General features: G+C 73.2%; 15 protein-coding genes. 9 read left to right on the plus strand and 6 right to left on the minus strand.

Annotated features, from left to right (window positions below; genetic code table 11):
* Window positions 1-123: 123 nt before the first annotated feature.
* From MFF13_RS06450 to MFF13_RS06465, 4 genes are all read left to right on the plus strand, one after another.
* Window positions 124-2,022 carry an MHYT domain-containing protein gene (locus tag MFF13_RS06450; RefSeq protein ID WP_147829431.1) on the plus strand — a complete coding sequence of 633 codons (1,899 nt, stop codon included), beginning with the start codon at window positions 124-126 and terminating at the stop codon, window positions 2,020-2,022.
* Between the two features lie 14 nt (window positions 2,023-2,036).
* Window positions 2,037-2,471, plus strand: coding sequence for a response regulator (locus tag MFF13_RS06455; RefSeq protein WP_147754180.1), 435 nt, complete (start codon window positions 2,037-2,039; stop codon window positions 2,469-2,471).
* Complete coding sequence (locus MFF13_RS06460; protein WP_238271511.1) at window positions 2,468-3,532, plus strand: sensor histidine kinase; 1,065 nt, start codon at window positions 2,468-2,470, stop codon at window positions 3,530-3,532. The genes MFF13_RS06455 and MFF13_RS06460 overlap by 4 nt, the downstream gene beginning before the upstream one ends.
* Before the next feature lie 108 nt (window positions 3,533-3,640).
* The gene (locus MFF13_RS06465) at window positions 3,641-4,441 is read left to right on the plus strand and encodes a fumarylacetoacetate hydrolase family protein (protein ID WP_147829405.1); all 801 of its coding nucleotides are present in this window, start codon (window positions 3,641-3,643) and stop codon (window positions 4,439-4,441) included.
* 82 nt (window positions 4,442-4,523) lie between these two features.
* Here MFF13_RS06465 and MFF13_RS06470 read toward each other — a convergent pair whose 3' ends face one another.
* From MFF13_RS06470 to MFF13_RS06495, 6 genes are all read right to left on the minus strand, one after another.
* Complete coding sequence (locus MFF13_RS06470) at window positions 4,524-5,261, minus strand: spermidine synthase (RefSeq protein ID WP_147829407.1); 738 nt, start codon at window positions 5,259-5,261, stop codon at window positions 4,524-4,526.
* A 108-nt stretch (window positions 5,262-5,369) separates the two neighbouring features.
* The gene (locus MFF13_RS06475) at window positions 5,370-7,244 is read right to left on the minus strand and encodes an aq_1923 C-terminal domain (RefSeq protein WP_238271513.1); all 1,875 of its coding nucleotides are present in this window, start codon (window positions 7,242-7,244) and stop codon (window positions 5,370-5,372) included.
* A 134-nt stretch (window positions 7,245-7,378) separates the two neighbouring features.
* Window positions 7,379-7,768 carry a phage holin family protein gene (locus MFF13_RS06480; RefSeq protein ID WP_187273657.1) on the minus strand — a complete coding sequence of 130 codons (390 nt, stop codon included), beginning with the start codon at window positions 7,766-7,768 and terminating at the stop codon, window positions 7,379-7,381.
* A gap of 124 nt (window positions 7,769-7,892) precedes the next feature.
* Complete coding sequence (locus MFF13_RS06485; protein ID WP_147829412.1) at window positions 7,893-8,129, minus strand: hypothetical protein; 237 nt, start codon at window positions 8,127-8,129, stop codon at window positions 7,893-7,895.
* Window positions 8,130-8,300: 171 nt separating this feature from the next.
* On the minus strand, window positions 8,301-9,149 hold the full coding sequence (locus tag MFF13_RS06490) for a trypsin-like serine protease (RefSeq protein WP_238271521.1): 849 nt from the start codon (window positions 9,147-9,149) through the stop codon (window positions 8,301-8,303).
* A 66-nt stretch (window positions 9,150-9,215) separates the two neighbouring features.
* Window positions 9,216-9,467, minus strand: coding sequence for a hypothetical protein (locus tag MFF13_RS06495; protein ID WP_147754770.1), 252 nt, complete (start codon window positions 9,465-9,467; stop codon window positions 9,216-9,218).
* A gap of 174 nt (window positions 9,468-9,641) precedes the next feature.
* Between MFF13_RS06495 and MFF13_RS06500 the strand changes: the two genes are divergently transcribed.
* From MFF13_RS06500 to MFF13_RS06520, 5 genes are all read left to right on the plus strand, one after another.
* Window positions 9,642-10,373 carry an autoinducer binding domain-containing protein gene (locus MFF13_RS06500; protein ID WP_147754771.1) on the plus strand — a complete coding sequence of 244 codons (732 nt, stop codon included), beginning with the start codon at window positions 9,642-9,644 and terminating at the stop codon, window positions 10,371-10,373.
* A gap of 199 nt (window positions 10,374-10,572) precedes the next feature.
* Window positions 10,573-11,205 (plus strand): acyl-homoserine-lactone synthase, encoded by a 633-nt coding sequence (locus MFF13_RS06505; protein ID WP_147754772.1) that lies wholly within the window; start codon window positions 10,573-10,575, stop codon window positions 11,203-11,205.
* A 64-nt stretch (window positions 11,206-11,269) separates the two neighbouring features.
* A complete protein-coding gene (locus MFF13_RS06510) occupies window positions 11,270-11,464 on the plus strand; it encodes a hypothetical protein (RefSeq protein ID WP_147816088.1) in 195 nt (64 codons plus the stop codon).
* A 297-nt stretch (window positions 11,465-11,761) separates the two neighbouring features.
* Entirely contained in the window at window positions 11,762-11,974 is a 213-nt protein-coding gene (locus MFF13_RS06515; protein WP_147754784.1) for a hypothetical protein, read from the plus strand.
* A 160-nt stretch (window positions 11,975-12,134) separates the two neighbouring features.
* Window positions 12,135-12,656: a DUF6894 family protein gene (locus tag MFF13_RS06520; RefSeq protein ID WP_147754785.1), complete on the plus strand. Its 522-nt coding sequence runs from the start codon at window positions 12,135-12,137 to the stop codon at window positions 12,654-12,656.
* Window positions 12,657-12,665: the final 9 nt, after the last annotated feature.

Consider the following 12,665-nt stretch of genomic DNA (forward strand, 5'->3'; position numbering starts at 1 on the left):
AACACCAGACTTCTGCAGCAGTCTGCTAAGGTCGCGCCGACCGCGAGCGCCCTCGCCGGCCCGAGCCGTGCGGCGACGGCCGCGGCCGGCCTCGCGCGAGTGTCCCCGTCCACCGGTCGCGCCATGGTCCACACCGGCTACAACCCAGCCCTCGTCGCCCTCTCCCTCGCGATCGCCGTGTTCGCCTCCTACACCGCGCTCGACCTCGCCGGGCGCATGCGCGGTTCCGCGCGCGGGCCGCGCTGGGCCTGGGTCGCCGGGGCCGCGCTGGCGATGGGCGGAGGCATCTGGTCGATGCACTTCGTCGGCATGCTCGCCTTCGAGATGGGGATGCCGGCCGCCTACGACCTCGGCCTCACGCTGGCCTCCCTGCTGATCGCGGTGGGCGCCACCGGTGCGGCCTTCGTGCTGATCAGCCGGCCGGGCGCGGGGTTGCGCGACATCCTCGTCGGCGGCCCGCTGATGGGCGTGGGCGTCGCCGGGATGCACTACACCGGCATGGCGGCGATGCGGGTGCCCGGCAACCTCGCCTACAGCCTGCCCGTCGTCGCGCTGTCGGTGGCGATCGCCGTCACCGCCGCCACGACCGCGCTCTGGCTGACCTTCCGGCAGCACGGCGTCGGGCAGAAGCTGGCGGCCGCGTTCGTGATGGGCCTCGCGGTCGCCGGCATGCACTATACCGGGATGGCGGCGGCGACCTTCACGGCGGAGGCGGCCGGCGCCCACGCGGCCCATGCCGGCGAGGTCCATGCCGGCGGCGGCGGCGCCGGGCAGCAGAACCTCGCGCTGGCCGTCGGCGGCGCGACCTTCCTGATCCTGTTCCTCGCCATGCTGGCCTCCTCCATCGACCAGCAGCGGGTCCAGCGCGAGCTGCAGGCCAGCGAAGCGCGGTTCCGCGCGGCGGTGCAGGCGGTGCGCGGCGTGCTCTGGACCAACGACGCCGAGGGCCGGATGGTGGGCGAGCAGCCCGGCTGGGCGGCGCTGACGGGGCAGACGCCCGAGGCCTATGCCGGGTTCGGATGGGCGAGCGCCGTGCATCCCGACGACGTGGCGCCGAGCGTGGCGGCCTGGAACGCGACGGTGGCGGCGCGCCGGCCCTTCGTGCACGAGCACCGGGTCCGCGCGCAGGACGGCGCCTGGCGCCATTTCGCGATCCGCGCCGTGCCGGTGCTCGACGACCGGGGCGGGATCACCGAGTGGGTCGGGGTGCACACCGACATCACCGAGCAGCGCGAGGCCGAAGGCGAGCTGCTGGAATCCAACGAAGAGCTGCAGCGCTACGCCTACATCGTCAGCCACGACCTGCGCTCGCCGCTCGTCAACGTCATGGGCTTCACCTCCGAGCTGGAGGAGGCCCGTCCCGAGATCCGCCGCGCCCTGGGGGACCACCCGGACGCCGAGCGGATCGACCGGGACCTCGGCGAGGCGCTCGGCTTCATCCGGGCCGCCGTCACCCGGATGGAGGGCCTGATCGCCGCCATCTTGAAGCTGTCGCGCGAAGGGCGACGGCGCTTCGCCCCCGAACCCCTCGCGCTGACGAGCGTCCTGCAGTCGCTCGCCGACGCGCAGCGCCACCAGATCGAGACCGCCGGGGCGACGGTCTCCGTCGCCGCCGACCTGCCCACCATCGTCGCGGACCGGCTGGCGGTCGAGCAGGTGGTCGGCAACCTGATCGACAACGCCGTGAAGTACCTCGACGCAGGCCGGCCCGGCCGGATCGCCATCACCGCCCGGCCGGCGGGCGGCGACCGCGTGCGCATCGCCGTCACGGATAACGGGCGCGGCATCGCCCCGCGCGACCACGCCCGCGTGTTCGAGCTGTTCCGCCGCTCCGGGGTCCAGGACCGGCCGGGCGAGGGGATCGGCCTGGCGCACGTCAAGGCGCTGGTGCGGTCGCTCGGCGGGCGCATCGACCTGACCTCGACGTTGGGCGAGGGCACCACCTTCGAGGTGACGCTGCCGCGCGAGGCGGCTACAGGTCGTGAGGCACACGGCGCCCCGACGACCCTGGCCGCGGAATGACCCTGGAGGCCGCCATGAACGCCGTCAGCATCGTGATGATCGAGGACGACGACGGGCACGCCCGGCTGATCGAGCGCAACATCCGCCGCGCGGGCGTGAACAACGAGATCATCCCCTTCCGCGACGGCACCTCGGCCCTGGACTTCCTCCTCGGGCCGGACGGCTCGGGCGAGGTCAGCGCGCGGCGCCACCTGCTGATCCTGCTCGACCTCAACCTGCCCGACATGACCGGGATCGACATCCTCGAGAAGGTGAAGGCCAACCCGCACACCAAGCGCTCGCCGGTCGTCGTCCTGACCACCACGGACGACAGCCGCGAGGTCCAGCGCTGCTACGATCTCGGCGCCAACGTCTACATCACCAAGCCGGTGAACTACGAAGGCTTCGCCAACGCCATCCGGCAGCTCGGGCTGTTCTTCTCGGTGATCCAGGTGCCCGAGAACCCATGACCGGCCCTCCCCCCGCCGCGGCCGGACTGGCCGGCACGGCCCGCATCCTCTACATCGACGACGACCCCGGTCTCGCGCGCCTGGTCCAGCGCGCGCTCGGCGCGCGCGGCTACGTGGTCGAGCTCGCCGCCGACGGCGATGCGGGGCTGGAGCGGCTGGCGCAGGGCGGCATCGACGTCGTCGCCCTCGACCACCACATGCCGGGGCAGACCGGCCTCGACGTGCTCCCGGCGATCCGCGCGCTGCCCGACGCGCCGCCGGTGGTCTACGTCACCGGCTCCGAGGACAGCCGGGTCGCCGTCGCCGCGCTGAAGGCCGGGGCGGTCGACTACGTCTGGAAGGACGTGCAGGGGCAGTTCCGCGAACTGCTCGGCGGCGCCATCGACACCGCGCTGCGCCAGGAGGCGCTGCGCCGGGACAAGGAACGCGCCGAGGCGGAGGTGCGCGCGGCGCGCGACCACGCCGTGATGCTGCTGCGCGAGGTCAACCACCGGGTCGCCAACTCGCTCGCCCTGGTGGCGGCGCTGACGCACATGCAGACCAGCGCCGTCTCGGACCCGGCCGCCAAGGCGGCGCTCGAGGAGATGCAGGCGCGGATCTCGGCCATCGCCGGCATCCACCGCCGGCTCTACACCTCCGACGACGTCGAGGCGGTCGAGCTCGACGCCTACCTCGCCAGCCTCGTCGAGGAGCTGCAGGCGGCGATGCGGGCCTCGGGGCGCGACCACGCCATCCGGCTGAGCGCCGACCCGGTGCGGCTCGCCACCGACAAGGCGGTCTCCGTCGGCGTGGTCGTGACCGAGCTCGTCACCAACGCCTACAAGTACGCCTACCCCGTGGACGCGGCCGGCGAGATCCGGGTCGAGCTCCGGCGCCGGGCCGAGGACACCCTCGAGCTCGCCGTCGAGGACGACGGGATCGGCTGGACCGGCGAAGGCCGGCCGCGCGGCACCGGCCTTGGCTCGCGCATCGTCCGGGCGATGGCGACGAACCTGCGCTCGGGCCTGTGCTACGTCCCCGACCGCGTCGGCACGCGGGCCGTGCTGTCGTTCCGGGCCTGACGGGCCCTCGCGGGTCTCGGCGCGCCGGCCCGACGACCGCGACCGTCGCCCCGCCGCGCCCGATATGCGACGATGCCGCCTCGCCGCGCTCCCATCGGACCCGCCCTCATGAGCCGCATCACCACCCGCCTCGATCGCCGCACGGCCCTCGGAGCCGCCGGGGCCGCCCTCGTCGGCCTTGCCGCCGACCCCGCGGCGGCGGAGCCGGACCGAGGCGCCACGCTGTTTCCCCTGGCGCAGACGACGATCCCCGTCACGGGGCTGGCGCAGGCCTTCCCGGTGCGGCGCATCTACTGCATCGGGCGCAACTACGCGGCGCATGCCCGCGAGATGGGATCGGACCCGGCCCGCGAGCCGCCGTTCTTCTTCCAGAAGCCGGCGGACGCGATCCAGGTGGTGGAGCCCGGCACGGTGGCCGACCACCCCTATCCGTCGCTGACGAAGAACTACCACCACGAACTCGAACTCGTCGCGGTGCTGAAGTCCGGCGGACGCGACATCCCGAAGGACCGCGCCCTCGACCACGTCTACGGTTACGCGACCGGCCTCGACATGACCCGACGCGACCTTCAGCGCGGCATGGGCGACCAGAAGAAGCCCTGGGAGGTCGGCAAGAGCTTCGACCGGTCCGCGCCGATCACGCCGATCCTGCCGGCGTCGACCCTCGGCCATCCCGCGCGCGGCCGGATCCGGCTCGCGGTGAACGGCACCGTGCGGCAGGATGCGGACCTGTCCGACATGATCTGGTCGGTCGCCGAACAGATCGCCAACCTCTCCGAGGCGTTCGAACTCAAGGCGGGCGACGTGATCTATTCCGGCACGCCGGAGAACGTCGGGCCGGTCGTGCGCGGCGACGTCCTGCTCGGCACCATCGACGGCCTGCCGCCGCTGTCGATCCGCATCGTCTAGGGCATCGCCTCGGAAAAGGAGCAACGCCCCAAAAAGTGGTTGCCTGATTTCGGAAAAGACGACTCGCGACGGCTGTCCTGAATCAGGGACCTGGGACGGTGCTCTCGACGTCCGATGCGGGACGGGCGGGCGGCGAGACCGGCGGCCCCGTCCGGGTGGCGATCCACAGGACGTTCCGCGGGCCGTCTCCGCTGGCGCGCGACCGCACCCGCACCTCCTCGACGGAGAAGCCCGAGCGGGCGAGCCGCGCCTTGAACTTGCGGTCCGGGCGGCCGGACCAGACGCCGAGGACGCCGCCCGGCCGCAGGGCGTAATGCGCGCGCTTCAGGCCCCAGGCGTCGTACAGGCGGTTGTTCTCGCCCCGGACCATGCCCTCCGGGCCGTTGTCGACGTCGAGCAGGATGGCGTCGAACATGGCCGGGCCGGATTGGATCAACCGGTTCACGTCCGCCTCGTGCAGGGCGAGGCGGGGGTCGTCGAGGCTGCCGGCGAACAGGTGCGCCAGGGGGCCGCGCGCCCACGCCACCACCGCGGGCACGAGCTCGGCGACGACGATCTCCGCATCCGGCCCGAAGGCGTCGAGCGCCGCCCGCAGGGTGAAGCCCATGCCGAGGCCGCCGATCAGCACGCGCGCCTTCGGCCGGTCCCGCAGCCGCGCCGCGACGAGGGTCGCGAGCGCGCGCTCGGACTCGCAGTGCCGGTCGCGCATCAGGTCCTGGTTGCCGACGGTGATCGCGAAGGCGTCGCCCTGCCGCATCAGGCGCAAGGTGGTCTTCTCGCCGGGGACGAGACCGGTGTCGACGTGGACCCAAGGCGTCACGGATATCCTCCCGCCGCCCGGCGGCGTGGTTGCAGCGCGCTCCCTGTACCAGCGGTTCGGAGGCGCCGCGAGAGGCGCCGCGAAGGGCGCCGTCGGTGCTCGCGACGCCTACTCGGTCGTCGCCGTCACCGCGATGCGGCCGAGCAGCGTCGCCGGGTCCTCGGCCGCCGCCACCTCGGCCGCGCTGAGGCCGGCCGGCTGCAGCGGCTTCACGCCGAGCCGGAGCTGGCCGGGCCGCGTGATGAAGCGGGCCACCGCCTGGCCCAGCTCGGTGGCGCCCGGCATGGAACCCAGCATTTGCGGGATGCCGAGGCGGGCGTAGGCGGCGTACTCGATGCGGACGTCCTCCGCCGCGACGCCCCTCTGCCGGGCCTGCATCGCCAGGACGCGGTCGAGCAGGCCGCGATCCTGGATGTCGAGGTCGAGGGATTGTGCGGTGGCGCCGAGCGCCGCCCGCGTCGCCGCCTCCGGATCGCGGCCGAACAGGTCCCGCGACACGTTCCCGACGACGGCGCGCAGCTTCGCCGTGCCCATTCCGCCGCCCTCGACGGCGATCTCGTGCACGGCGAGCTGCCGGCTCGCCTCGCTCCAGGCGAGGTCGGCCCTCACGCTGGTGGCGACGGCGGTGTAGCCGAGGGCGGCGAGCTGGCCGGACGAATCCTGCCCGGACACGAAGGCCGCCGGCACGGACAGGTCACGCATCGCGAAGCGAAGCCGCGTCGGCACGCCCTCGACGAGGTCGGAGGTCACGAGTTCGAGGCCGTCGAGGGCGAAGGCTGCCGCGCCGGCGCCTTCACCGCCTGTCGTGCCGTCCTTGGAGCCATCCTTGGAGCCGTCCTTGGCTCCAGACTTCGCGACCTCGATGCGGCCGAGCCGGATCGCGCCGACCTGGGGCACGAAGCGCCGGGCCTCCGCCGGGCCGACCCGGGAACCGGTCGCGGCCGCCGCCGCCATCCCGTCGATCAGGCTGCGCAGCGAGACGTCCTCGACCGCGACGGAGGCGACGCGCGCCGTGAGGTCCGGGCCGGCGGTCTCGAATCCGTCGAGCCGCACACTTCCCGGCGCACCGGCCGCGGCGGCGAGCCCGATCCGCGCGATCCGTCCGGTCGTCCCGTGCGGGTCCGCGTAGTCGAGGCCGACCGCCTCCAGGCTGCCGACCTGGAACGCGCCGAGGAGGTCGGCCGCGGCCGCCAGCCCGCGGGCGCTCGCGCCGGCGTCGGCCTCCTTGTCGAGGCTTGCCGCGATCCGGTCGAAGGTCGCGCCGAGGCCGGCGGCGGTGCGGCGGCTGCGGGCGTCGCGCCCGACGACCCGTGCGATCCGGACGACGTCGCCGTCCGGGCTCGTCAGCGCGATGCCGTCGAGCGCCGCGCCGACGAACGCCGCCTTCAGGGCGCTGGCGTCGTCCGCCGGGTGCGGCAGGAACGGGGCGAGCAGGTGGTCGGCGTCGACCCCGGCCGTCTCGAACCGCGCGAACGCGGCGCGGGCGGGCGTTGCGCCCTCCCCGAGGGCGACCGATCCCGGCCCGACCACGACCGCACCGATCCGGCCGTCGCCGACATCCGACAGGCGAAGGTCCTTCAGGCTGGCGACGGCCGAGCCGAGCGTGATCGCGAGGTCCGGCACCACGATTTCGCGGGCCTTCATCGCCGCGAGGCGCTCGCGCAGGTCGCCGGGCGCGGCGGGGTCGAGGAGCCGGGCGACGTCCTCGCGCGTCAGGGACGTGCCGCGCACCTCGATGCGGGGCGCGGTGAGCGTCATCGCGCCGGAGACGTAGCGGACGCCCTCGGCGACGAGGCCGTCGGCACCGAGGGCGGAGATGGCGGGCGCGTCGCCGCGGGAGAAGAACTCCGACGCCCTCGGCTTGGCGGGCCGCTCCTCGGCGTCGCGCGCGAAGAAGTCGGAACTCCGCGGCTTCGGCGCCTGCGCCGACGCGACGGCGATGCAGCCGAGGATCAGGACGGCTGATGGCAGGATCGGTTTCATGGCGGAGGGGCGTCCGGGCGTCGCGGTGCATCCACGAAGCGCAGCGCGCCGGATTTGTCGAGGCCGGCGGCCGCCGCATCCCCCGACGACGCGCCGAATCCCGGCGGCCCGAGGGGCTTGCCCGCCGCGTCCCGTCAGGAACCGGTCGCGAGCGCCGCCTGCCCGCGGGCTTTTAGGGGCACGATCCGGGTGGCGCGGGCGATCCGGCGCAGGCCGAGGGCCGCCAGCAGCCCCGCGGCGGCCAGGAACGGGCTCGCGACGACGAGCGCCGCCACCACCTCGGAGCCGATCAGCACCGCGAGCGCCTTCACCATCGCATCGAGGAAGACGAAGAACGCCGCGACGAGCAGCACGACGATCGTTCCCAGAAGCGCGAGCAGGCCGATCAGTGCGCGGATGTTGCCGTCGATCTCGGTCCGCGCGAGGTCGAGCGTGCGCCCGACGAGGCGGCTCGACTCGCGCAGCATCCCGAGGGTCAGCGCCAAGGTGCTCGCGGGTGTGCTCTCGGAGGTGCGATCCTGCATCGAGGGGAGCCGTCGTCCAGTCAGAGGGGCCGGCAAGGGAGCCAGGCAAACGCGCACCACCGCGGCGCGGCTACCAACCCCGGATGCGACCGGGCGTTCCCGGTGCGACCGCCTGCGTCCGGCTTCAGCGCGGCGAGACGGCTTCGAACCCGTCCCGGAGGCGCAGGCCCGCGACCCGTCCCGCATCCCAGATCGCGGCGAAGACCGCGTGGACCGCGCCGGCGACGAGGACGAAGGCGGCGACCGCGCAGAGGGGAAGGCCGAGGAGAAGCCCGATCACAAGCCGGGCGGCGACGCGCTCGGCGAGGCGGCGTTCGAGCCGCGTACCAGGGGCGAGGTCGAGCAGGCGTTCGTAGAGCATGGGGCACCCGCGCGATCGAGGACGGCGGAATTCGGCAGGGCCGCCAGACCCGAGGTGGCGGCACGACGGCGACGCAGGAACGCGCGGGCGACGCAAGACGACGTAATGCCGGGTCAACGACGCTGCCGGGCCGCCGTTGCATGGGCGGCCCGAAAAACCGCGACGGCCGCGTCAGCGCATCCCGGGGCTGGTGAAGACCTGCGCCGCCGGGGCGATCACGACGAGGTTCCCGCACGGCGCCTGGCGCGAGAGCACCGCGCTGGCCACGCCCCAGACGAACAGGCCGCGCCGGTCCTGCCCGACCACGGGCCCGCCGGAATCGCCGAAGCAGACGCGGCCGCCGTTCACGCGGGCGACCGTCAGCCCGGTGCTCGACGCCGCGACGGGCGTCAGGCCGACCGTGCGCAGCCGGCCGACCGTGCGGCCGGACACGCCGGTCCCGGCGACGCGCAGGCTGCGGGGCACCCGGCTCGGATCGGTGGCGAGCGGGACCGGCACGCGGTCGCGCACCGGCTCGGCGAGGCGCAGGACGGCGAGGTCGAGCGACAGGGTGTTCAGGTCGACGTCGACCACGTTCGAGGTCATCTGCCCGGGGTCGGGGCTGTAGCGCGCGGTCACGCGGGCGGTGCGGACCGGCTTCACCGGCTCACTGCCGCGGAAGAACACGACGAGCGAGCCGAGCGGATCGCCGTTGACGCAATGGGCCGCCGTGAGGATCAGGTCCGGGGCGATCAGGACGCCGGTGCAGCGCGAGAGGTGCAGGCCGTCCCCGGGGTCGGTCACGGTGCCGAGCCCGACGGTGGCCTGCGCGAGCGCGTCGCCCGCCCGCCCCGCGGCGCCGCCCTCGATCGCCGCCGCCGGCGCGGCCCCGAGCGCGAGCGCGAGCAGGGGCAAGGCGAGGTAGGCGATGGCGAGGTGGGGGGTGGCGAAGCCGGGAACGGAGAGGCGCGCATGCGGGCGAGCGGCCGCTCGGGACGGGATCGAAATTCTGAGCACGCAGGCCTCGAAGATGTGGGACACGTCGTCCAGACATCGTCCGCGCCCGTCCGGGGGCAAGCGGGCGCGAGGACGCGGGGCGTCGCGCCCTCAGGAATCGCGGCGGGTGTCGTCCTTCGCCTCGAGGTCCTTCAGCATGGCGATCACCGAGCGGCGGAGCTCCGCGTCGCCGATGGATTGGAACAGCCGCAGCAATTCGGCAGGGTCCGGATCGGAGGCCTGGACGCCGGTGCGCGGGCCGAGGAAGAACGCCGTGTCGACGCGAAGCAGTTCCGCGATCTTGCCCAGCAGGATCTGCGCCCGTTCGGATCGATCCGATCCGTCGTTCCGGCCGTCCTCCACGGTGGGCTCCTTACGCCACGGTCTCGTTATGCAACCTAGAATAAACTTACAAGACTCTATAAACAGGGCAGGATGGTGTCTGTCCAGCCGCCGGACGCGATATCCGTCGCGTCCGCGACCGGCGGGCGACGGCCGGCTCCGTCGTACGGCTCCTGCGAAAGGGCTGCGCAACGCATGATCACGAAGGCCCTCGACGTCACCTACGGCCTGTTCCAGGCCTTCGACCGGGCCGGCTCGGTCGACGCGTTGGACCGCACGCTGCTCGACGCGGTGTCCAAGCTCGGCGTCGAGAGCACGTTCGCCGGCATCATCCCGATCCCCGGCACCAGCCGTCGCGACCAGGCGGCCCACGTCCTGCTCGACAGCACGCCGCCCGGGTGGACCGAGCGCTACTTCAAGGCCGGCCACCTCTTCCGCGATCCGACCATCCGCCGCCTGACCGCCGACCTGACCCCGTTCCGCTGGTCCGACATCGAGCCGGCCTACCGCGCCGACGCCGCCGCCCGGCGGGTGATGGACGAGGCCGGCGACTTCCGCCTGCGCCAGGGCTTCACCGTGCCGCTGATCACCCTCGACGGGCGCGTCGCAGGGTTCAGCTTCGGTGCCGAGCGGTTCGACCCGTCGCCGGAGCTGCGCGGCATGCTGCAGCTCGTGGCGAGCTACGCCTTCGGCCGGTCGATCGCGCTCGGCGAAGGACCGCCGCGGCCGGAGGTCCGGCTGACCCCGCGCGAGCGCGAGGCCCTGCAATGGGCCGCCGACGGCAAGACCGAGTGGGAGATCGGCGAGCTGATGTCGATCTCCGAGCACGGCGCCGAGAAGCACCTGCGCTCGATCCGGACCAAGCTCGGCACCGCAAGCCGGACGCACGCGGTCGCGGAAGGGTTTCGTCGCGGGTTGCTGAAGTAGGCGCAGCAAGCCCTCGTATCGGATACCGGTTCGTCGAAAACGGCTGCCGGCGAGGTGGCGGCGCGGCCGACCGCAAACGCGGACGGATTGATCAAATCCAGTCAAGCTGCGCCAATTTTAAGTGCAGAATAGTACGCGAACGCGTACTTTCGGAGAAATACTTAGGAACGATACTGACGGCCAATCAATGGAGGCCGTCTTGATCCATATCGTCACCCCTGAGAACGTCGATCGTTACCGCGATGCCATGGAGCAGGCCTATCGCCTGCGGCACCAAGTCTTCGTCGAAGAGAAGGGCTGGCACGACCTCGCCAAGCCCGACGGACGCGAGATCGACCAGTTCGACGACGGCCACGCCGTCCACATGCTGGCGATGCAGGAGGACCGCGTCGTCGGCTACCAGCGCATGCTGCCGACCACCCGCCCCTACCTGCTCACCGAGGTGCTGCCGGAGCTCTGCGAGGTCGAGGCGCCGCGCAGCGCCCGGGTCTGGGAGTGGACCCGCTACGCCGTGCAGCGGGACGTGCGCGACCGCGGCCGCATCCTGAGCCCGGTCGGCAGCGCGCTGCTCGCCGGCATCGTCGAGTGGGGCCTGGAGAGCGGCATCGAGTCGATCGTCATCGAGATGAACCCGCTCTGGCTGCTGCGCCTCGTGCAGCTGCATTTCCGGGTGACGCCCCTCGGCCTGCCCTGCCGGATCGCCGGCGAGGACACCCTCGCCGTGGTCGCGGCCTTCGACGTGCGCACGCTCCGGCGCCTGCGCGAGACCCGGGGCGACGCCGCCTCCGTGCTCACCGCCCGGCCCGCCCTGCCCCAGCGCCTGGCCAGCTGAGACCCGTCCGCTCCGGCGGCGCCGCCGCCGGACCCCCGACAGACGCCAACACGCGAACGCACCGATGACCCGCCAGACCCTTCCCGCCCCCACCGAGCCCGACAACCCGATGGAGCGCCTCGCCGAGATCTGCATCGAGGCGCACGGCCTGATCGAGGAAGCCGGCACGCCGGAGATGAAGGCGACCCTCGAGGCCCTCCTCGTCCGGGTCGGCTTCGGCCTCGCCGAGCGCCTCGCGACGCAGCACCCCACGGCCTGACAAGGCCTTTCGCTTGATCGAAGCGGAGGCCGTGTCAGGCAAGCCCGCGCGGCGCTTGAGCGAAGCCCGAATCCGCCATCCCGAAGGGATCGACCGGATTTGGTCTGATCCCGCGCGCCCGGCCGGTGCCGCGTCCGCCGCCGGTCCGAAGGGGCCGGCGGCGCGTCCCGTCCGGCCGCCGGATTCGTTCCTGACGGACTTGTCCACCGCTCTTCCGGCGACCTCGGAGGATGGGAAACCGACTGGTAACGGACGCCGCGCCACGGTGTCCCCCGACCAGCACCGGAACCCGGACCGATGATGACCAAGGACCAGCTCGCGACCGAGCTGAAGCGCATCGCGACGACGCAGATCAGCGACATCACGCGCGCCGTGAAGGAAGGCCAGAAGTCCATCGCCCTCAACGAGGTGCGGGACATGGCCCACCGCCTCGAACGCCTGGCCGACGCCTTCCATCCGCGGCTCATCCCGGCGGCAGACGCCGCCGACCCCGGCGCCCAGGCCGCCTGACACCAGCCCTCGATGAGCCCGCCTCATCGAGGGCTGGCCCCCGCGATTGCGGGGCGGCGGCAATCCGCCGGACCTCATGGGTCCCGACCCATGGGACTTGCCATCGACCGTCGTCGGAGGTCCGCCGGCCCACGCAACCTGAGGAACGGGGCGTTCGATCATGATCCACGCATACTTCAACATCCGCCTCGACGACGCCTTCCTGCCGGAACGCACCGGGCAGCTCGTCCAGGACGCCGAGGAGGCGCGCGCGGTGGCGCGCACCATCATCCGCCGCCTCGTCGTCCAGCACGGCGGCGAGCCGCGCCTGCTGAACGCCGTGATGGCGGTCACCGACGCGGACGGCGCCAGCATCCTCGACCTGTCGTTCTTCGAGGCGCTCTACGTCCCCGTCGCGGCGCCGGAGCGCGCGGGCGCCGGGCGTCCGCGCTCGGGCCTGCGCGGCCAAATGGCTGATGGTGTGGCGGGTCGGATGGCGGGTCGAGTGGCGGCCACGTTCGGCGGCCGGGCGGCCGCGGCGTTCGCGGGCCTGGCTGCACGGATGCGCATGCTGCCCGCGCATCCGCGTCTCGCCGACGCGCTGCCGAGGCTGCGCGCGCATCTCGCGGCGGCGTCCGACCTGCTGTCGTTCCGGCGCGACCCGCGCCAGCGCTTCACGCTCCAGATCGAACCGGGCCGCTGACGGCGGGCG

It is taken from the genome of Methylobacterium cerastii, from assembly GCF_022179125.1.
In the GTDB taxonomy this organism is placed as follows: domain Bacteria; phylum Pseudomonadota; class Alphaproteobacteria; order Rhizobiales; family Beijerinckiaceae; genus Methylobacterium; species Methylobacterium cerastii.

Coding starts and splice junctions, on each gene's coding strand:
- MFF13_RS06450 (WP_147829431.1), top strand. CDS start 124: ATGGTCCACACCGGCTACAACCCAGCCCTCGTCGCCCTCTCCCTCGCG.
- MFF13_RS06475 (WP_238271513.1), bottom strand. CDS start 7,244: ATGAAACCGATCCTGCCATCAGCCGTCCTGATCCTCGGCTGCATCGCC.
- MFF13_RS06520 (WP_147754785.1), top strand. CDS start 12,135: ATGATCCACGCATACTTCAACATCCGCCTCGACGACGCCTTCCTGCCG.
- MFF13_RS06460 (WP_238271511.1), top strand. CDS start 2,468: ATGACCGGCCCTCCCCCCGCCGCGGCCGGACTGGCCGGCACGGCCCGC.
- MFF13_RS06465 (WP_147829405.1), top strand. CDS start 3,641: ATGAGCCGCATCACCACCCGCCTCGATCGCCGCACGGCCCTCGGAGCC.
- MFF13_RS06510 (WP_147816088.1), top strand. CDS start 11,270: ATGACCCGCCAGACCCTTCCCGCCCCCACCGAGCCCGACAACCCGATG.
- MFF13_RS06515 (WP_147754784.1), top strand. CDS start 11,762: ATGATGACCAAGGACCAGCTCGCGACCGAGCTGAAGCGCATCGCGACG.
- MFF13_RS06480 (WP_187273657.1), bottom strand. CDS start 7,768: ATGCAGGATCGCACCTCCGAGAGCACACCCGCGAGCACCTTGGCGCTG.
- MFF13_RS06500 (WP_147754771.1), top strand. CDS start 9,642: ATGATCACGAAGGCCCTCGACGTCACCTACGGCCTGTTCCAGGCCTTC.
- MFF13_RS06485 (WP_147829412.1), bottom strand. CDS start 8,129: ATGCTCTACGAACGCCTGCTCGACCTCGCCCCTGGTACGCGGCTCGAA.
- MFF13_RS06455 (WP_147754180.1), top strand. CDS start 2,037: ATGAACGCCGTCAGCATCGTGATGATCGAGGACGACGACGGGCACGCC.